This is a genomic window from Pontitalea aquivivens (genome assembly GCF_046507575.1).
GTDB classification, from domain to species: Bacteria; Pseudomonadota; Alphaproteobacteria; order Rhodobacterales; family Rhodobacteraceae; genus Pontitalea; species Pontitalea aquivivens.
Genome location: NZ_JBKFEY010000001.1, coordinates 342,549 through 361,776 on the forward strand (window position 1 = coordinate 342,549; position 19,228 = coordinate 361,776).

The 19,228-nt window shown below is 66.9% G+C and carries 21 protein-coding genes; 7 read left to right on the forward strand and 14 right to left on the reverse strand.

Annotated elements, in window-relative coordinates:
* The first annotated feature begins 76 nt into the window (after positions 1–76).
* Positions 77–517, forward strand: coding sequence for a YHS domain-containing (seleno)protein (locus tag ACK8OU_RS01650; RefSeq protein ID WP_410301595.1), 441 nt, complete (start codon positions 77–79; stop codon positions 515–517).
* A gap of 220 nt (positions 518–737) precedes the next feature.
* Positions 738–1,175: a CoA-binding protein gene (locus ACK8OU_RS01655; protein WP_410301596.1), complete on the forward strand. Its 438-nt coding sequence runs from the start codon at positions 738–740 to the stop codon at positions 1,173–1,175.
* 63 nt (positions 1,176–1,238) lie between these two features.
* On the opposite strand, the gene ACK8OU_RS01660 is transcribed toward ACK8OU_RS01655, so the two are convergent.
* The 11 genes from ACK8OU_RS01660 to ACK8OU_RS01710 form a co-directional block, all read right to left on the reverse strand.
* A complete protein-coding gene (locus ACK8OU_RS01660) occupies positions 1,239–2,444 on the reverse strand; it encodes a DegT/DnrJ/EryC1/StrS family aminotransferase (protein ID WP_410301597.1) in 1,206 nt (401 codons plus the stop codon).
* A 95-nt stretch (positions 2,445–2,539) separates the two neighbouring features.
* Entirely contained in the window at positions 2,540–3,856 is a 1,317-nt protein-coding gene (locus tag ACK8OU_RS01665) for an NAD(P)/FAD-dependent oxidoreductase (protein ID WP_410301598.1), read from the reverse strand.
* A complete protein-coding gene (locus ACK8OU_RS01670) occupies positions 3,853–5,208 on the reverse strand; it encodes a glutamine synthetase family protein (protein WP_410301599.1) in 1,356 nt (451 codons plus the stop codon). Before ACK8OU_RS01670 ends, ACK8OU_RS01665 begins: the two co-directional genes overlap by 4 nt.
* Positions 5,209–5,231: 23 nt before the next feature.
* The gene (locus tag ACK8OU_RS01675) at positions 5,232–5,936 is read right to left on the reverse strand and encodes a type 1 glutamine amidotransferase (protein ID WP_410301600.1); all 705 of its coding nucleotides are present in this window, start codon (positions 5,934–5,936) and stop codon (positions 5,232–5,234) included.
* Between the two features lie 168 nt (positions 5,937–6,104).
* Positions 6,105–7,436, reverse strand: coding sequence for a glutamine synthetase family protein (locus ACK8OU_RS01680; RefSeq protein ID WP_410301601.1), 1,332 nt, complete (start codon positions 7,434–7,436; stop codon positions 6,105–6,107).
* Positions 7,437–7,440: 4 nt separating this feature from the next.
* Positions 7,441–8,268 (reverse strand): ABC transporter permease, encoded by an 828-nt coding sequence (locus tag ACK8OU_RS01685; protein ID WP_410301602.1) that lies wholly within the window; start codon positions 8,266–8,268, stop codon positions 7,441–7,443.
* Complete coding sequence (locus tag ACK8OU_RS01690) at positions 8,265–9,146, reverse strand: ABC transporter permease (protein WP_410301603.1); 882 nt, start codon at positions 9,144–9,146, stop codon at positions 8,265–8,267. Before ACK8OU_RS01690 ends, ACK8OU_RS01685 begins: the two co-directional genes overlap by 4 nt.
* 39 nt (positions 9,147–9,185) lie before the next feature.
* On the reverse strand, positions 9,186–9,908 hold the full coding sequence (locus tag ACK8OU_RS01695; protein WP_410301604.1) for a transporter substrate-binding domain-containing protein: 723 nt from the start codon (positions 9,906–9,908) through the stop codon (positions 9,186–9,188).
* Positions 9,909–9,950: 42 nt separating this feature from the next.
* Positions 9,951–10,727: an ABC transporter ATP-binding protein gene (locus ACK8OU_RS01700; protein ID WP_410301605.1), complete on the reverse strand. Its 777-nt coding sequence runs from the start codon at positions 10,725–10,727 to the stop codon at positions 9,951–9,953.
* A gap of 130 nt (positions 10,728–10,857) precedes the next feature.
* A complete protein-coding gene (locus tag ACK8OU_RS01705) occupies positions 10,858–11,301 on the reverse strand; it encodes a tellurite resistance TerB family protein (protein WP_410301606.1) in 444 nt (147 codons plus the stop codon).
* A gap of 70 nt (positions 11,302–11,371) precedes the next feature.
* Positions 11,372–11,674 (reverse strand): DUF1330 domain-containing protein, encoded by a 303-nt coding sequence (locus tag ACK8OU_RS01710; RefSeq protein ID WP_410301607.1) that lies wholly within the window; start codon positions 11,672–11,674, stop codon positions 11,372–11,374.
* 114 nt (positions 11,675–11,788) lie between these two features.
* Between ACK8OU_RS01710 and ACK8OU_RS01715 the strand changes: the two genes are divergently transcribed.
* A complete protein-coding gene (locus tag ACK8OU_RS01715; RefSeq protein ID WP_410301608.1) occupies positions 11,789–12,106 on the forward strand; it encodes an antibiotic biosynthesis monooxygenase family protein in 318 nt (105 codons plus the stop codon).
* A gap of 139 nt (positions 12,107–12,245) precedes the next feature.
* Here the strand turns inward: ACK8OU_RS01715 and ACK8OU_RS01720 are convergent, their stop codons facing one another.
* Both ACK8OU_RS01720 and ACK8OU_RS01725 read right to left on the reverse strand, forming a co-directional pair.
* A complete protein-coding gene (locus ACK8OU_RS01720; RefSeq protein ID WP_410301609.1) occupies positions 12,246–12,965 on the reverse strand; it encodes a Bax inhibitor-1/YccA family protein in 720 nt (239 codons plus the stop codon).
* 83 nt (positions 12,966–13,048) lie between these two features.
* Entirely contained in the window at positions 13,049–14,065 is a 1,017-nt protein-coding gene (locus ACK8OU_RS01725; RefSeq protein WP_410301610.1) for an NADPH:quinone oxidoreductase family protein, read from the reverse strand.
* A 379-nt stretch (positions 14,066–14,444) separates the two neighbouring features.
* Between ACK8OU_RS01725 and ACK8OU_RS01730 the strand changes: the two genes are divergently transcribed.
* Together ACK8OU_RS01730 and hisN are read left to right on the forward strand one after the other, a co-directional pair.
* Positions 14,445–14,807 (forward strand): helix-turn-helix domain-containing protein, encoded by a 363-nt coding sequence (locus ACK8OU_RS01730; protein ID WP_250043266.1) that lies wholly within the window; start codon positions 14,445–14,447, stop codon positions 14,805–14,807.
* Between the two features lie 91 nt (positions 14,808–14,898).
* Positions 14,899–15,708, forward strand: coding sequence for a histidinol-phosphatase (hisN, locus tag ACK8OU_RS01735; RefSeq protein ID WP_410301611.1), 810 nt, complete (start codon positions 14,899–14,901; stop codon positions 15,706–15,708).
* 134 nt (positions 15,709–15,842) lie between these two features.
* On the opposite strand, the gene guaD is transcribed toward hisN, so the two are convergent.
* On the reverse strand, positions 15,843–17,129 hold the full coding sequence (gene guaD, locus ACK8OU_RS01740) for a guanine deaminase (protein ID WP_410301612.1): 1,287 nt from the start codon (positions 17,127–17,129) through the stop codon (positions 15,843–15,845).
* A 143-nt stretch (positions 17,130–17,272) separates the two neighbouring features.
* Between guaD and mgtE the strand changes: the two genes are divergently transcribed.
* Entirely contained in the window at positions 17,273–18,658 is a 1,386-nt protein-coding gene (gene mgtE, locus ACK8OU_RS01745) for a magnesium transporter (protein WP_410301613.1), read from the forward strand.
* Entirely contained in the window at positions 18,655–19,203 is a 549-nt protein-coding gene (locus tag ACK8OU_RS01750; RefSeq protein ID WP_410301614.1) for a 5-formyltetrahydrofolate cyclo-ligase, read from the forward strand. Before mgtE ends, ACK8OU_RS01750 begins: the two co-directional genes overlap by 4 nt.
* The last annotated feature ends 25 nt before the right edge of the window (positions 19,204–19,228 follow it).

Here is a 19,228-nt window from a genome sequence, read left to right on the forward strand (position 1 = left end):
CCTTTCTGGCAGGATCAGGGCTGGCACGACACAAGGTTCCCCAAAAGGTTTCCCACGAAAGGCTTCCCCCTGCGTCATGGCTGTGCGTTTCCTGGCCCCCATTGCGATCCTGCTGGTCGCGGCGCTGCCGCTGGCCGCCGATCCGCCGCCGCCCGCCCATGCCAATTGGGCGCTGGCGGGCCATGATGCGGTGGCCATCGCGCGCGATGGCGCGGCGCAGGCGGGGCGGGCCGATCAGGCGCTGAAATGGCGCGGCCAGGTCTGGCTGTTCACCACGCCCGAAAACCGCGCCGCCTTTGAGGCCGATCCGGCCCGTTTCGCCCCCCGCTTTCGCGGTTATTGCGTGATGGCCCTGGCCGAGGAGGAACTGGCCCCCGGATCGCCCGGCGTCTTCGTTCTGCATCAGGGGCGGCTGTATCTGATGCGATCGGCGCAGGCGCGGGCGCGTTTTCTGGCCGATCCCGATGGCTGGATTTCCCGCGCCGAGGCCGGCTGGGCCGCGATCAGCGCGCGCTGACGCGCCTCACAAAGGCGCGAGCCTTGCGCGAGGGGGATGCAATCGCGCGCCCGCCTTCCTATCTTGAGGTACAGAGGCATGGCACCGGAACTGCCCTGCTTCCGTTCACTGTCCCTCGTTCCGCACTTATGCGCCCGGCCCTTGGCTCGGGCGCTTTTTTCTGCAAGCCTTGATTGCCCGGCGCCACAGGCGCCCGGGCCAGGATACCCAGGCGAAGGACATGGCCATGCCCGACATCACCGACACCGATCTGCGACAGATCCTTTCGACCACCCGGGTGATCGCGGTGGTGGGGATTTCGCCCAAGGCCGATCGCCCCTCGCATGAGGTGGCGGCGTATTTGCAGCGCAAGGGTTATCGGATCGTGCCGGTCAACCCTGGCCATGCGGGCCACACGATCCTGGGCGAAACGGTCTTTGCCGATCTGGCCGCGATCCCGGGCGATATCGCGGTCGACATGGTCGACATCTTCCGCCGATCCGAGGCCGTGCCCGAGGTGGTCGCCGCCGCGCTGGACCATCTGCCCGGCCTGCGCACGATCTGGATGCAGCTGGGCGTGATCCATCCGGGGGCCGCCGCCACGGCGCGCGCGCGCGGGGTGCGTGTGGTCATGGATCGCTGCCCCAAGATCGACTATCCGCGTGTGATGCGCGGCTAGACCCGGCAGATCGGGGACCGGCAGATCGGGGCGGTGCGGACCAGGGCTGGGGGCGGGCGGGGATCAGCCCTTGACCGCCTGCGCCGCCGCGATCAGCGCATCGGCAATGAAATCCAGATCGGGCCGTGTCAGCCGGGCGGGCAGGCGCAGGTCGCAGGCCCGCATAAGCATGGCGCGCGTCTTGGGAAGGTCGGGCAGATCGTCCAGAAACTGCCAGTTCCAGAAGGCGCGGGCATTGTCCCGGCTCAGCCCGAAGATCTGCACATTGACCCCGCGCGCGCCGGCCGCCTGTTCAAAGCGGCGCGCCTCATCATCGGTCCAGCCGCCGGTCAGGTTGAACTGCAGAGAATCGGGGGCGCGCTCCTCAAGGGGCAGGGCGGGGGGAACCGCCATCCAGGGGCTTGCCGCAAGACGCGCGGCCACATGGTCGTGATTGGCGCGCCCGTCGCGCACCCGGCGCGCGATTTCGGGCAGTTGCGGCCGGATCACCGCCGCCGACAGGTTATTCATCCGCGTGTTGTAAAGCGGCAGGCGGTTTTGCCAGTGGACAAAGCTGTTCTGCAGGCCGGGATGCTTTTTCCAGTTGTGTTCATAGGCCCCTGACATGATCGCCGCGCGCGCGGCGATTTCGGGGTCATCGGTGATCAGGATGCCGCCTTCGCCCGCGTTGACCAGCTTGTAGGACTGAAAGGAAAAACAGCCGATGCGCCCGATCGTGCCGATCTTGCGCCCGTTCCACAATGTGCCCAGCGAATGGGCCGCATCCTCGATCACCGGGATGGCGCGCGCCTGCGCCAGTGCCATGATCCGGTCCATGTCGGAGGTGTGCCCGCGCATGTGGCTGATCATCACTGCGGCGATGCTGTCATCCAGCTTTGCCGCGAAATCGTCCGGGTCGATGCGGTAATCGGCCCCCACCTCGACCAGAACCGGGGTGCAATCGGCATGCACGATGGCCGAGGGCACGGCCGCGAAGGTGAAGGCCGGCACCAGCACCCGCGCGCCGCGCGGCAGGTCCAGCGCCTTCAGCGCCAGAAACAGCGCCGCCGAACAGGACGCCACCGCCAGCGCATGGCGCGTGCCCATCAGGGCGGCGAATTCGGTCTCCAGCAGGGCGACGGGGGCATCGTCCGAGGTGTATCGAAACAGATCCCCTGACGCGAGCAGCCAGTCAATCTCGGCCCGGGCGGTCTCGGGGATCGGTTCGGCATCATAGACATTCGGGGCGCTGTGGCCGTCACGGGGCATTGCGGCTTTCCTGATCGTCATGGTCCGGTCATTCGGGTCCGGTCATTCGGGCCCGGTCATTAGGCCCGCTGCCCGGGGCCGGGCCAAGTGAAAGTTTCGTGTCGGACCGGGGGCCGTCAGATGCCGATCCGGTCGCGCATGGCATACCACGTCATCGCCGCCACCAGAAGTGGCCAGCGCAGCAGGGTGCCGCCGGGAAAGCGTGGCTGCGGCAGGCCCGCCATCAGATCGAACCGCCCGGCCTGGCCTGCCACCGCCTCGGCCATGATCTTGCCCGCCAGCGTTGCCATCGCCACGCCATGCCCGGAAAAGCCCGAGGCCGACCACAGGTTGGGCCGGGGCCGGACAAAGCAGGGCATGCGGTTCATGGTGATCGCCAGGGTGCCGCCCCAGGCGTAATCGATGCGGATGTCGGCCAGATCGGGATAGACCTGCAGCATCGGCTTGCGCACGGTCCTGACGATGTCGGGAAAGCGGTAGCCATAGCTTTCGCCGCCGCCGAACAGCAGCCGGCGATCCTCGGACAGGCGCCAGTAGTTCACGACGAATTTCGTATCGGCCACGGCCACGTTATCACGCAACACCTGCGCCGCGCGGTCGCCCAGCGGTTCGGTGGCGATGATGAAATTGTTGATCGGCATGACGCGGGCCGCGACCTTGCCATCCAGCCCGCCCAGATAGCCATTGGCCGCCAGGATCACATGGTCCGCCTCGATCGCGCCATGGTCGGTCTGCACCAGCGTTCTGGCCGTGGCCCCCGCACCCGGATGGCGGATCGCATGGACAACCGCCCCTTCATGCAGCCGCGCGCCCGCCGCCTCGGCGGCAAGGGCCAGGCCCTGGGCAAAGTTCAGCGGATGCAGATGACCCGCGCCGCGGTCGATGTCGCCGCCGCGATAGACGGGGCTGGGCACGATGGCGGCCAGCGCGTCGCGCGACAGCGGGGTGATCTGGTCATAGCCGTAATCGCGTGCCAGCTTTTCGGCATTGGCGCGGGCATGGGCGACCTCGGCATCCTTCCAGCAGGCATGGACGATGCCGGGGTGAAAGGTGACCGGCATCCGGTGCGCCGCGATCAGATCGCGCACCAGCGCCTTGGCCTCTTGCCCGAAATCCCACAGCCTGCGGGCGGTGTCGCGCCCGGCCATCGCCTCCAGATCGTCCTGTTCCAGCCGCTGGCCCGACCCCACCTGCCCGCCATTGCGCCCCGAGGCGCCAAAGCCCATGCGATGCGCCTCCAGCAGCACCACATCCATCCCGCGCTGCGCCAGGTGCAGCGCCGCCGACAGCCCCGTGAAGCCGCCGCCGATGATGCAGACATCGGCCCGCCCGCGCCCTTTCAGCGTGGGCCAGCGCCGGTCATGGGCGGCGGTGGCGGCATACCAGCTGGCGGCATGTTCGCCGCGGCGGTCGTTGGCAAACAGCAGGTTCATACGTTCAACAGCAGATGTTCGCGTTCCCAGGGGCTGATGACCTGCAGGAATTCCTTGTATTCATTGCGCTTCACCGCCTCATAGACGGTGCAGAATTCCGGGCCCAGCACGTCGCGCACGGGCGCGCTGTCGGCCAGAAGGTCCAGCGCGTCGCCCAGGTTATAGGGCAGGTCGGTATCGCCCATATAGGCGTCGCCCAGGCATTCCGGACGCGGCATCTTCTGTTCCTTCAGCCCCAGATAGGCGCAGGCAAGTGACGCCGCCAGCCCCAGATAGGGGTTGCAATCCATCCCCGCCAGCCGGTTTTCGATCCGCCGCGCCGCCGGCCCCGAGATCGGTACCCGAAGCCCCGTGGTGCGGTTGTCGCGGCCCCATTCCAGATTGATGGGGGCGGCAAAATCGGGAACGTAGCGGCGATAGCTGTTCACATAGGGCGCCAGCAGCGCGATCACCGCCGGAAGGTGGTTCTGCAGCCCCGCGATGCAATGCAGGAAGGCGATGGATTCGCCGCCATCGGGTTCGGAAAAGATGTTGCGGCCCGTCGCCACATCCACCACCGACTGGTGGATATGCATGGCGCTGCCCGGTTCGCCCTCGATCGGCTTGGCCATGAAGGTGGCGAAACAATCGTGGCGCAGGGCGGCTTCGCGGATCAGGCGCTTGAAGAAAAAGATTTCATCGGCCAGCTTGACCGGATCGCCATGCGCCAGGTTGATTTCCACCTGGCCCGCGCCACCTTCCTGCAAGATGCCGTCGATTTCAAAGCCCTGGGCTTCGGCAAAGTCATAGATGTCGTCGATGACCTTGCCGTATTCATCGACCGCCGACATCGAATAGGCCTGTTTGCCGGCCGCGCGCCGGCCCGAGCGGCCCATCGGCGGGATGATCGGCTGGTTCGGGTCCAGGTTGCGCGCGACCAGGAAGAATTCCATTTCCGGGGCCACGATCGGGCGCCAGCCCTCGGCCTCATAAAGGCTGACGATCCGCTTGAGCACGTTGCGCGGCGCGATCGGCACCGGGTTGCCCTGCTGGTCGTTCACATCATGGATCACCTGCAGCGTCACATCCGCGGTCCAGGGGGCGGCGGTGGCGGTGCTGAAATCGGGGGTCAGGATCATGTCGGGTTCGGTAAATGCGCCCATCGGGTTGTCGGCCCATTCGCCGGTGATCGTCTGCAGGAAGATCGAATTGGGCAGAAAGAAGCGGTCCTGAAACGCGAATTTCGAGGCGGGCATGGCCTTGCCGCGGGCCACGCCCGCGATGTCGGCGACGATGCATTCCACCTCATCCAGGCGCCGGCCCGCGATATAGTCGCGCGCGGCCTGGGGGATATGTTCCATCCATTGGGTCATGGGGCTTGCCATGGGTCTGCCTTTCAAAGGTCAGTGGCCGGGCGGGCGGTGCCGCGCGGTTGAAGAAAGAAATCCGCGATCCGGGTTGCGATCGCGGCTGCGGAATTGGTCTGGCCAAGGCGTGCGCGGGCGGTCGCCATCAGGGCGTTGGGCACAAGGCCCTTGCCGCGCGTGCGCATCAACCCGTCGATGAAATCGTCATGGAATTCGGGATGGGCCTGAACGGTCAGGGCGCTGTCGCCATAGACCAGGGCGGCATTTTCGCAAAAATCGCTGCAGCCGATCACCCGGGCGCCTTCGGGGCGGCGGGTGACCTGATCGCGGTGCCAGGCGTTGAGCGTGATCTTTTCGCCGCCGAAATCATAGTCGACCGGCCCCACCGACCAGCCGCCGGGGAAGCGTTCGACCTTGCCCCCCAGCGCCTGGGCGATGATCTGATGACCAAAGCAGATCCCCACCAGCGGCACCTTTTGCGCCACCGCCGCGCGGATGAAGGCTTCGAGCCGCGGGATGAAGGGGTGGTCTTCATAGGCGCCGTGGCGCGAGCCGGTGATCAGCCAGCCATCGCAGGCGTGGACATCGGCGGGAAAATCCATCGCCTCGACGTGGAAGGTGCGAAAGGTCATGCCGCGCCCGGCCAGCAGGCGTTCGAACATGTCAGGGTAATCGCCGGACTGGCTGCGCAGCTCATCAGGGGCTGTGCCGGTTTGCAGGATGCCGATCAGCATGGGGCTCTCATGTCTTGGGTTGCGGCAGGGTAGCCGGGGGGCGCGGGCGGGCGCAAGAGGCGCTGTGGGGCGCCTGGGGGCGGGGCGGGGGGCTGTCTGCCCCCCTCTTGGCGCGGTGCGCCAATTCACCCCCCGAGAGTATTGCGGCCAAGAAGAAGCCGCCGAAGGTCAGACGGTGTCGAGGTAGAGTTCTGTCTGCTCCTGTTCGGAGAGTTCGGCCATGTAATGGATTTCCTGGCGCTTGGTCATCAGGAAGTTCTGGATCAGTTCGGCCGGGAAGATCCGCCTGACCAGCGGGCAGCCGGCAAAGCGGCCGATCGCGGCGTTCCAGGTTTCGGGCAGCTGCGGCAGGCCCTGTTCATAGGCATTGCCGATGATCGGGGGGGGCGGATCGCCGTGGTCTTCCAGCCCGGTCAGCGCGGCGCCGAGGATCGCGGCGATCATCAGATAGGGGTTCACATCGCCCCCCGCCACGCGGTGTTCAATCCGCCGCGCGGCGGGCCCCGAGGCCGGGATGCGCAGCGCGGCGGTGCGGTTTTCATAGGCCCAGCCGATGCCGGTAGGGGCATGGGCATTGGGCACCAGCCGGTCATAGCTGTTTTCATGCGGGGCGAAGATCAGCGTTGATCCGGGCAGCGCCGCGAGGCAGCCCGCCACCGCATGGCGCAATGCCACGGACCCCTGATCGGTGCCGTCGTCGAAGATGTTGCGGCCCTGGGCGTCGAGCACCGAGAAATGCGTGTGCATGCCGTTGCCCGACCAGATGTCATAGGGCTTGGCCATGAAGCTGGCGGCAAAGCCGTGTTGGCGCGCCAGGCCCTTGACCAGCATCTTGAACAGCCAGGTATCATCGGCGGCCTTCAGCGCGTCGCCCTGATGCATCAGGTTGATTTCGAACTGGCCGGGGCCGGCTTCGGAAATCGCGGTATCTGCGGGGATATCCATCGCCTCGCAGGCGTCGTAGAGCGCGGTGAAGAAATTGTCGAAGGCATCCAGCGCGCGCAGGGACAGGATTTCGCCCCCCGTGCGGCGCTTGCCCGACCGGGGGCTGGGCGGAACGCGCAGCGTCTTGCCCGAATCGTCGATCAGGAAGAATTCCAGTTCCGTCGCCACCACCGGCGTCAGGCCGCGCGTGTCATAGCGTTCGACCACGCGCGCCAGCGCCTGGCGGGGATCGCCCTCATAGGGGCGGCCATCCATGTGGAACATCCAGATCGGCAACAGCGCGGTGGGGGCCGCCAGCCAGGGCATCGGCAGAAAGCCGCGTTCGGTGGGCATCAACAGCCCGTCGCAATCGCCGGTTTCAAAGACCAGGGGGCTGTCTTCGATATCCTCGCCCCAGATATCGAGGTTCATGACCGAAAAGGGAAAGCGCGTGCCTTCGGTGAACACCTTGTGGGCAAAGCGCGCGGGGATGCGTTTGCCGCGCGCCACACCGTTCAGATCCGCGGCTGCCACGCGGATCGTGCGCACCTCGGGGTGCTCTTTCAGCCAGTCCATTTCCTCACCTGATGATTTGTGGCCTGACCTTCAGACGGGCGCGCCGGGCGCCGGGCAGATGTCGGTTCAGGCGGCGGTTGACCACCCCGAACAGGCCGATCAGGGCAAGGGTCAGCACGATGAAATAAAAGGCCGCGATCGGGTAGGGGATGAAAGGGTTGAACGTCTTGTCCGCGAAGAATTTCGCGTAGTAAAGGGCATCGCCCCGTTGCTGGAAGGCGGGGAAACCGGAAAAGAACACCAGCGTGGTGGCGTGGAACAGGAAGATGGCCTCATTCGTGTAGGCGGGCCATGCCAGGCGCAGCATCGTGGGCCAGACGATCCGGCGGAACTTGCGCCAGCCGGTCAGGCCATAGGCATCGGCGGCCTCAAGATCGCCCCTGGGGACGGACCGCAGCGCGCCGTGGAAGATTTCGGCGGAATAGGCGGCGGTGTTCAAAAACAGCACGAACAGCGCCCCTGCCCAGGCCTTGGTGGTCCAGGCGGTCTGTACGGTGATGCCGAAGATGTCGATGCCCGCGCGCGGCAGCATCACCAGCGCCTCATAGGCCAGGAAGAACTGGATGAACAGCGGGCTGCCGCGGAAGATGTAGATGAACCAGTCCGCCGGCTTGCGCAGCCAGGGATTGGCCTGGGCCTTGGCCAGCGCCAGCGCCGTGGCCAGCACAAAGCCGAAGGCCAGCGCCAGGACGCCGAAGTAGATGTTCCAGATCAGCCCCGAACCGATCAGGGTGAACTGATGGCACAGTGTGAAATCGGACCGCGGCAGCAGCCGTTCGCCGATGCCGATCGAGCGCAGGCCATAGTCGGCGATGATGTCCCAGCAGCTCATGCCTGTGCCTTTCGCATCGCCTCGCCCGCCATTGTGGCCTGACCGCGCGCCAGCCGTGTCGAGACATGGCGGAAAACGCGTTCGGACAGGCTGGTCATGCCCAGGTAGAAGGCCAGCAGAACCAGGAAATACCAGACCCGCCAGTCGGGGTGGGGATAGTCGTAGATGGCCGATTTCGTGGCGCCCAGTTCGCGCGCCCAATAGACGATGTCGGCCACCCCCAGCAGGAACAGCAGCGGCGTGGCCTTGATCAGGATCATCCACAGGTTCGACAGGCCCGGCAGCGCATAGGCCCACATCTGCGGGATCAGGATGCGCCGTGTGACCTGGCGGGGCGTCATGCCATAGGCCTCGGCGGTTTCCAGCTGCGCGCGCGGCACGGCCGCCATGGCACCATGCAGCACATTGGCCGCGAAGGCGCCAAACACCACCGCAAAGGCCACCACCGCCAGGGTAAAGCCATAGACCTCATGCCAGATCTGCGGGGAAGAGGACAGCGGCAGCTTGGCCTGGGCGCAGACCAGGAAATCGTTGCCCTGCCGGATCGGCGCGTCCCAGTCGGGGCATTTCCATTTATGCCGCAGCCATTCCAGCCCCTGATCCAGCGCCACCGGCACGAACAGGAAGAACACGATGTCGGGCACCCCCCGCACCATCGCGGTATAGCCCTTGCCCAGCCAGCGCAGCGGCGCGTTGCGCGCGCGCGCGGCCAGCGCGCCGGCAAACCCCAGTGCAAGCGCCACAGGTGCCGTGACCGCCAGAAGCGCCAGCACGATCAGGAAGGACCAATAGAACATCATGTGCTTGCCCGAGGTCAGGTAGCACAGAAGCCAGTTTAGCCCTTCAAGTGAGGCCGGATCGGCACAGGTGTCAAACATGGGGGTGCAGCGGCCCCGTTGCCGGGGCCGCCCTTCGCATCAGAAGGTGGCGGCTTCGTCGCCGAACCACTTGACGATCATCACGTTCAGGCTGCCGTCGGCCTTCATCGCGTCGATCGCGGCATTGAACTTGTCGCGCAATTCGGTGTCGGACTTGCGCAGGCCGATGCCGATGCCGCCGCCAAGCGCCACATCCTCGCCTGCCCAGACCAGATCGCCGCCCTGATCGGCCGAGAAGGGCACCAGTGCGTCCTTGTCGGCAAAGACCGCATCGGCCTCGCCGTTCTTCACCGCCGAGACGGTGTCGTCGAGATTGGCGAATTCCAGCAGCGTCGCGCCCGATCGGGCGACGTAATCGGCCTGGATCGTGCCGGTCTGCGCCGCGACCACGCCACCGGCCAGATCGGCGCCCGCCTCCAGCGCCAGATAGGCCGAAGCCGCGGGCGGATAGTAGTTGTGGCTGAAGTCGATCGATTCCTTGCGCTCGTCGGTGATGCTCATGCCGGCGATGATCGTGTCATAATTGCCCGACAGCAGGTTGGGGATGATCGAATCCCAATCATTCGTGACCCATTCGCAGGTCAGTTCGGCCTTGGCGCACAGCGCATCGCCCAGTTCGCGTTCGAACCCGTCGATTTCGCCCTTGTCGTTGATGAAGTTGTAGGGGGGGTAGGCGCCCTCGGTGCCCATCCGCACCGTGTTGGCCGTGGCCAGACCCGCGCCGAGCGCAAGGGCCGCAGTGGCAAGGATGACTGTCTTCATGGGGGTTCTCCGCTGTTTTCGGGATCTTGTTGTGATGGGGCGTCAGGCCGGTGCGGTCGCTGACAGGAACTGGCGCAGGCGTTCGGATTTCGGGGCGCCGAACAGGGTGGCGGGCGGGCCCTGTTCCTCGATCAGGCCCTGATGCAGGAACACCACCTGATCGGACACATCCGCCGCCAGCCGCATGTCATGGGTCACAAGGATCATCGTGCGATGTTCGCCCGCCAGGTCCTTGATGACGCGGACCACCTCTTGCTGCAGCTCGGGGTCCAGCGCCGAGGTGGGTTCGTCGAACAACAGCGCCTTGGGTTCCATGCACAGCGCGCGCGCGATCGCGGCGCGCTGTTGCTGGCCACCCGACAGCTGCGCGGGCCAGGCATCGGCCTTGTCGCCGATCCCCACCTTGTCCAGCAGCGCGCGTGCGCGCGGTTCCACGGTGGCGGGCGACTGGCCCAGCACCGTGACCGGCGCCTCCATCACGTTTTGCAGGATGGTCATGTGCGACCACAGGTTGAATTGCTGGAACACCATCGACAGGTTGGTGCGGATGCGCGTGACCTGGGCGCGGTCGGCGGGGTGGCGGGCCAGGCCGGTGCCGGCCCATTTCACCGCCTCGCCCTCAAACAGAACCTCGCCCGCCTGGCTGTCCTCCAGCAGGTTGCAGCAGCGCAGCAGCGTCGACTTGCCCGATCCGGACGATCCGATCAGGCTGATCACCTGCCCGCGGCGCGCAGCCACCGAGACGCCGCGCAGCACCTCCAGCGGGCCGTAACTCTTGTGCAGATTGCGGATTTCGATGACGGGCGGGCTTTCGGTCACTTGGGCTTCTCTTTGTCCGTTCAGGTCAGTTGGCGCGATTTTCCGGCGGATTGCAACGCCTGTGTAACGCTTTACGCAGGGGCGCTTCGCAGATTGTCCGGTCAGATTGCCCGATTTGGCAAGCCGCGCGCTAGCCCAGCCGGGCGGCGACCCGTTGCCGCGCCAGGGCCGAATCGCGGTCGCTGATGCCCAGCAGGCTGCTGACCAGCCGGATCAGCGCATCTTCGGCCGCGGCGCGCGCGCCATCGGCCAGCGCCACATCCCACAGCGCCTCGATGATGCTGATGCGGTCGTCATGCGCGATCATGGCCTTGATCGCGCGGGTAAAGCGCACGGTATCGGGGGCCTCGGCCTCGACCTGTTCGGCCTCATGGCGCAGGCGGGTGGCTTCGGGCAGGCTCAGACCGCGGTGGGCGGCCAGAACGCGGTCGATGCGGATCTGTTCGGCGGCCTCATAGTGGTCATCGGCGCGCGCAAGGCGCACCAGAAGCGCGGCCAGCGCCAGTTCGGCGTCGGGCGCGCTTAGCGGGTCGGGGGTGGGCGCGCGCAGGCGCCGGAGAAGCGTGCTCAGCATGCCCCGACTATAGGGCCCCGCGCGGCAGGGGCAAGCGGGGGCGGCAAGCGGGGGCGGCAAGCGGGGTCGATCAGCCCGCCCAGCCCCCGACGATGCACAGATCCGCCAGGCTGACCGGCGCGCGCAGCGCCAGGGCCGCGCGGTATTCGGGGCTGTCATAACAGGCCCGCGCCGCCGCGACCGAGGGAAATTCGATCACCACCGCGCGCGGGCGCAGGCTGCCCTCGACCACGTCCTGCGGGCCGCCGCGCACCAGAAAGCGTCCGCCGTATCTGGCAAAGGCGGCGGCATTGGCCTGGCGATAGGCCTCATAGGCCTGCGGGTCGCTGACCGTGACATGGCCGATCCAGTAACCCTTCGGGGGGGCGGTCATCATGATGCTCCGTGCTTTTGGGCAAGTGTGGCGCGCCGGGACCGGGGGCGCAAGGCGCCGCAAGGGATGATTTTCCCGCCCGCCTGTGGCATCCTTGCGGCAGGAGGACCCGCCATGCCCCAGATTACCCCCGATTTCAGCGGCCAGACCGTGATCTGCACCTTCGAGATGACCCCCGCCACCGCCGCCGACCTGATCGAGGCGCTGCAGGATGCCTATGAACACTGCATTCGCCATCAGCCCGGGTTCATCGGCGCGGGCCTGCACATGAACGACGCCCAGACCCGCATCGCCACCTATTCCAAGTGGCGCGGGCGCGAGGATTACAAGGCCATGCTGCGCACCCCCGAAATGCGCGAACGCAACCGCCACATCGCCACGCTCTGCCGCGGCTTTGAGCCGGTGATGTATGAGGTGACGGCCGCCTATTGACACGCCCGGGGCCGGGGGCGGGGTCTTTCATTGCGCCGTCATCCGGGGGCCGCTGGCGCAATGAAAGACCCCGCCAGCGGGGCTGGCGGGGTCAAGGGTCACTGCAGGTTCCGGCCAGCCGTGGTCTGGCCGGGCCGGATCATTCGCGGTTGCCCAGGAATTGCAGCAGGAACATGAACATGTTCAGGAAATCCAGGTACAGCTGCAGCGCGCCCATGATGGCCGCCTTGCCCAGGAAATCCGCATCCGTCTGCGCCAGTTGCAGATAGGTGTTCTTGATGTTCTGCGTGTCATAGGCGGTCAGGCCGGCAAAGATCAGCACGCCGATCACCGAAATCGCGAAGGCCATCGCCGAAGAGGCGAGGAAGATGTTCACGATCGAGGCCACGATCAGGCCGATCAGACCCATCATCAGGAAGGTGCCCATGCCCGACAGGTCGCGCTTGGTCGTGTAGCCATAAAGCGACAGCCCCGCGAAGGCGATCGCGGTCACCAGGAAGGTCTGCGCGATCGACACGCCGGTATAGGCGGCGAAGATGAAGCTGATCGACAGCCCCATCAGCGCGGCATAGCCAAAGAACACCAGCTGCGCGGTGGCCGCCGACATCCGGTGCAGCATCGCGGAAAAGGCGAAGACCACGGCGAGGGGGGCGAACATCACCACCCATTTCAGCCCCGATCCCCAGATCGCGGCCAGAAGCTGGTCGTTGGTGCCCACGAACCAGGCCACGGCGCCGGTCACCAGCATGCCGATGGACATCAGCCCATAGACCTTGTTCATGTGCGCGCGCAAACCCTCATCGATCAGGGCGGCACGGGCGCCGGCCTGGCTGGCGCGCAAAGTGTTGTAGTCAGCCATCAAAGCCTCCAGTTGAACGTCTCCCCTGCGGCGGACAGGCCGCCACACGTCACCGCTTCATATTGGGGGCTTGTCACCGGATTTCAAGCGTTTCCGGTCCGGTTTCCCGCGGTTTGCCCCGCCGCATCGGCCCCGGCTCCTGCAATCGTGACCACGACCTTTCCGGTGGACCGGCGGCTGCGCACCAGTTCCAGCGCCTCGGCCACGCGCCCAAGCGGCATCGTCGCGCTGACATGGGGGCGCAGTCCGCCTTCGGCATACCAGCGAAACAGCGTTTCCATCGACTGGCGCAGCACGGCGGGGTCCAGTTTCAGATAGCCGCCCCAATACAGCCCATGCACCGTGATGTTCTTGACCAGCAGGTGATTCAGCGGAAGCTCGGGCACGCTGCCCGAGGCAAAGCCGATCACCAGAAACCGCCCGCCCGGGCGCAGCGCGCGCGCCGCTGCCGTGCCCGCCGCCCCGCCGATCGCGTCATAGACGACATCCGCCCCCCCCAGCGCCCGCAGGGCCGCGCGCAGATCGGGGGTGTCGCTGTCCAGCACCTCATCCGCCCCGGCCGCGCGGGCCACCGCCAGCTTGTCGGCGCCGCGCGCGCAGGCGATCACGCGCGCGCCCATCCGCTTGCCGATTTCCACTGCGGTCAGCCCGACCCCGCCCGCGGCGCCCAGCACCACCAACGTTTCGCCCGGGCGCAGCCCCGCGCGGTGATCCAGCGCCAGATGCGAGGTGCCATAGGCGATCTGAAAGGCGGCGGCATCGACAAAGCCCATGTCCCGGGGCAGGGGGGTGCAGCGCCCGGCAGGGAAATTCCCCGCCTCGGCCAGACCGCCCTGACCGGCGAATACCGCCACGCGGGTGCCCGGGGGCGGCGCGGCGACGCCCGGCCCGCAGGATTCAACGGTGCCGGCAAGTTCCATCCCCATCACGAAGGGGGCGGCGGGCGTATCCTGATAGCGGCCCTCGATCATCAGCAGATCGGCAAAGTTCAGCCCGCAGGCCGCGATCCGCACGCGCACCTCGCCCGGGCCGGGGGCGGGCAGGTCGATCCGGGTCAGTTCCGGCGGCTGCCCGGCGGCGGCGATCTGATAGGCGCGCATGTCGTTGCCTCCTGTTGCGGCGGGTGGCGCCTGCGGCGCCGGTCCCCTGGCGGTCCTTCGGCGCGACAATAGCCGCAGCGCAGCAACCCCGCCAGAGGCCGCGCGCGGGCCAGACCCGGCGACCTGCGGTATTCCTGCGGTATTGTTGCGGTGCGCCGATGCAACCGTTGCCGGATGTGAAACACGCACAGGGTGATTCTGTCCTTTCGCAGACGCCCGGACGCTGTTTTCTGCGGAGCAGGTATGAAAAACCTTACCTCCGACTGCGGCAAAAGGATGGGGCGCCCTGTATTTTTGGACAGGTTGGTCAGATTTTACGGGCCTGCGGCCACGATCACATGGTATTTCTTGGGCGAAAACCGTGCCTTGGGAGTAACGAATGAAACACCCCGTTGACGTACATGTCGGCAAGCGTATCCGACACCGCCGCTGGATGATCGGCATGACCCAGCAGCAACTGGCAGACAAGGTCGGCATCAAGTTCCAGCAGATCCAGAAATACGAAACCGGGATGAACCGGGTCTCGGCATCGCGTCTTTGGGACATTGCCGATGCGCTGGAAGTCCAGATTTCGTTCTTCTTCGAAGGTCTGGCCGATCCGGTCGGGGCGTCGTCCGAAGTGTCGGGCGACATCCTGGCCGACAAGGAGGCGCTGGCGCTGGTGCGGTCCTACTATGCCATCCCCGAGGCGCAGCGCCGGCGGCTGTTCGAACTGGCCAAGGTGCTCTCGGACGCGGCCTGATCGCCGCCCGGCCAGGTCCCGGCTGCAACCGGGCTTGACCCATGACGGGGGGGCGGATACCGCTCCCCCCATCGTTTTTCCGGAGCCCGCGATGCCCCCTGCCGATCCCCTCACGCCGGCCGAACAGGCCGAACTGCGCGCCGTCGCCCACGCGCTGGCCGATGCCGCCCGTGTCGAGACGCTGCGCCATTTTCGCAGCGATGGGCTGACCGCGGACACCAAGGAAACCACCCGCTTCGATCCCGTCACCGTGGCTGACCGCGCCGCCGAGGCCGCAATGCGCGCAATCCTGGCCGAACGCCGCCCCCAGGATGCGATCCTGGGCGAGGAATTCGGCACCACCCAGGGCCGCAGCGGACTGACCTGGGTGCTGGACCCGATCGACGGCACACGCGGCTATCTGTCCGGCACGCCGACCTGGGGCGTGCTGATCGCGCTCTCGGATGCGCGCGGGCCGCTGCTGGGCGTGATTGACCAGCCCTATATCGGCGAACGTTTCACCGGCGGCTTCGGCCTGGCGCAGGTGGACGGGCCCATGGGCCACAAGCCCCTGACGGCCCGCGGCCCGCGGCCGCTGGCCGAGGCCATCCTGTTCACGACCTTCCCCGAAATCGGCACGCCCGGGGAAGCCGCCGCCTTCCAGCGCCTGTCGAAACAGGTCAAGCTGACCCGCTACGGCACCGATTGCTACGCCTATGCCCTGGTCGCCGCAGGCCAGATCGATCTGGTCGTCGAAGCCGGTCTGCAGGCTTATGACGTCCAGGCACCGATCGCGGTGATCGAGGCGGCGGGCGGTGTCGTCACCGACTGGCAGGGCCGCCCCGCCCATCACGGCGGGCGTATCCTGGCCGCGGCCAATGCCGAAATCCACGCCGCGGCGCTGGATCTGCTGCGGGGCTGAAGGGGGCTCTGCCCCCGTCGCCTGCGGCGCCCCCCCGGAGTATTTCGGCCAAGAAGAAGCAGCGTTCCTTCATCTTGCCCGAAATACCTTCGGGGGGTGCGGGGGGCAGACAGCCCCCCGCTTCACGAGGGCCATCAGATCAGCTGCCGGCCATTGGCCCAGACGGCAGCCACGGCGCGGTCATCGCCCATCATGATGGTGGGGAACAGTTCTTCCCAGAAATCCCCGGCCCGTCCGGCACGCTGCGCGATGGCGGGGGTCGAGGCCAGGTCGATCACCACCAGATCCGCCTCCATCCCCGGGGCGATATTGCCCACATGTTCTTCGATGCGCAGGCTGCGGGCCGCGCCTTGCGTGGCCAGCCACCACAGTTGCGCAGGGTGCAGCGCGGTGTGGCGCAGCTGTGCGACTTCATAGGCGGCGGCCATGGTGCGCAGCATGGAAAAGCTTGACCCGCCCCCGGTGTCGGTGGCCAGTCCGATGCGCTGGCCCTGGGACATCAGCCCGGCCATGTCGAACAGCCCCGATCCGATGAAGGTGTTCGAGGTGGGGCAATGCACCAGCGCCGCGCCCACCTCGGCCAGGCGCGCGCGTTCGCGCGGCTCCAGGTGGATCGCGTGGCCGAAGACCGCGCGTGGGCCCAGCAGGCCGTGGCGTTCATAGATGTCCAGATAATCGCGGGCCTTTGGGTAAAGCCCCTTGACCCAGGCGATTTCATCGATCTGTTCGCTCAGATGGGTTTGCATCAGGCAATCGGGATGCGCAGCCCAGAGCGCCCCCAGCGCCTCAAGCTGCGCCTCGGTCGAGGTGGGCGCGAAGCGCGGCGTGATGACATAGGACAGCCGGTCGACCCCGTGCCAGCGATCCAGCAGGCGCTTGCTGTCGTCATGTGCCGTCTGGGCGGTGTCGCGCAGAAAGGGGGGGGCGGTGTCGCGGTCCATGCAGGTCTTGCCCGCCAGCGCGCGCACCCCCCGCGCCCGGGCCTGGGCGAAGAAGGCCTCGACGCTGGCGGGGTGGATCGTGCAATAGCTGCACATCGTCGTCGTGCCATGCGCAAGCGCCAGGTCGAAATAGCGCGCGGCGACCCCGGCGGCATGGTCGGGATCGGCAAAACGCGCCTCTTCGGGGAAGGTATAGCTGTTCAGCCAGTCGATCAGCCGCTTGCCCCAGCTGGCGATGATCCCGGTCTGGGGATAGTGGACATGGGCGTCGATGAACCCTGCCGAGATCAGCTTGCGGCCGTGGTCGTGCACCCGGGCGCCGGGATGGGCGGCGCGCAAGCGATCGGCCTCGCCCAGTGCCGCGATCCGCCCGCCCTCGATCAGGACGGCGCCATGTGACAGGTGACGTGCCGCCCCGGGGCCTTTGGCGAAGGGGTCGCCCGCATAGCTGATCACCTGACCCAGAAGCAGTTCCGCCATCATCCGTCCTTTCCGTTTTGCCCCATGCTAGGCCCGCCGCGGGCCAAGGTAAATTCCCTGCGGCCCCTGCCGAACATCCCCTTTGCCCCCTGTATTCCGGCCCGGTTCGCCGCTATGGTGCGCGCGACAACGACGGGGGTATCATGGCGGAAGACCGGGCAGAGGACGAGACGCGCGAGGAACAGGATTACCGGCTTGACCGTGCGCTTGTCGATCTGGTTCTCGATGCCGTCGAGGCGGGCGATGCCGCGCGCCTGACCGAATTGCTTGAACCGCTGCATGCCGCCGACATCGCCGATCTTCTGGAACAGGTGGGCGGGGCCGACCGGCGCGCCTTCCTGCGCCTGTGGGGCCGCGAGATCGACGGCGAGATCCTGTCGGAAATCGACGAATCGATCCGCGAAGAGGTGATCGGGGCGCTGCCGCGCGAGGTTCTGGCCGAAGCCGTGCGCGATCTGGATTCCGACGATGTGGTCGATCTGATCGAGGATCTGGAAGAGCCCCAGCAAGAGGCTATCCTGGACGCCCTGGATGAGGCCGACCGCGCCGCGGTCGAACAGTCGCTGACCTATCCCGAATATTCCGCGGGCCGCCTGATGCAGCGCGAAGTGGTGACCGCGCCCGAACACTGGACCGTGGGCGAGGCGATCGATTTCCTGCGCGCCGAGGAGTGGCTGCCAGATCAGTTCTACCATGTGATCCTGGTCGATCCGCGCATGCACCCGGTGGGTTATGTGACGCTGGGCAAGCTTCTGTCCTCGCGCCGCGACGTGGCCCTGCGCGCCATCACCGAAGACAGTTTCCGCACCATTTCCGTCTATCAGGAAGAGGCTGACGTGGCCTATGCCTTCAACCAGTATCACCTGATTTCGGCCCCGGTGGTGGATGACGACGACCGGCTGGTGGGGGTGATCACCATCGACGATGCCATGTCGGTGCTGGATGAGGAACATGAGGAAGACATCCTGCGTCTGGCCGGGGTGGGCGAGGAAAGCTCGCTGTCCGATACGGTGCTGGAAACCGCGCGCCAGCGATTGCCATGGCTGTTCGTGAACCTTTTGTCCGCGAATCTTGCCGCCGCCGTGATCGCGCTGTTCGAGGGAACGATCGAGCGGCTGGTGGCGCTGGCGGTGCTGATGCCGATTGTCGCCTCGATGGGGGGCAATGCGGGCACGCAGACGCTGACGGTGGCGGTGCGGGCGCTGGCCACCAAGAACCTGACCGAATCGAACGTCTGGCGTGTCGTGCGGCGCGAGGCGGTGGTGGGGCTGGTCAACGGTCTGACCTTCGCTACGGTGATGGGGCTGGTCGCCATGCTCTGGTTCGGCGAGCCCTTGCTCGGGCTGGTGATCGCGGCGGCGCTGGTGGTCAACCTGCTGATCGCCGCGCTGGCGGGCATTCTGGTGCCGCTTGCGCTGGAAAGACTGGGCGCCGATCCGGCGCTGGCCTCGGGAACCTTCGTCACCACGGTGACCGATGTGGTGGGCTTTTTCGCCTTCCTGGGGCTGGCCGCGGCGGTGCTTTTGTGACCATGGCCGGATCAAAGGCCCAGGCGCGCCACGATGCGGCGGTGCGGCGCAAGGCGGCCTTTTCCCGTGGCCAGGGCGATGCGGCGCGGCGGCTTTCGCGCGAACTGGCGCCCTGGTCGGGCGCGGTGCTGGCCGGCTACATGCCGATGCGGACCGAAATCGACCCCTTGCCCGCGATGGCGGCCCATGACGGCCCCGTCTGCGTGCCGGTGATCAAGGGGCCGGGCCAGGCGCTGTCCTTCCGTCGCTGGACCCCGCAGGCCCGCATGATCCCCGGGGTTTTCGGCGCCGAAATCCCCGAAACCGGCGAAACCCTGATCCCGCGGGTGCTGATCGTGCCGCTTCTGGCCTTTGACCGCCGCGGCTTGCGGCTGGGCTATGGCGGCGGGTTTTACGACCGCACCCTGGCCGGGTTGCGCGCGCTGGGCCCCGTCACCGCGATCGGCTTTGCCTACGCCGCCCAGGAAACCGACGCCCTCCCGACCGAGCCGACCGATCAGCCGCTCGACCTGATCGTGACCGAGTCCGAAACCATCCGGCCCTGATCGCGGGCCAGACCCCCTTCATCTT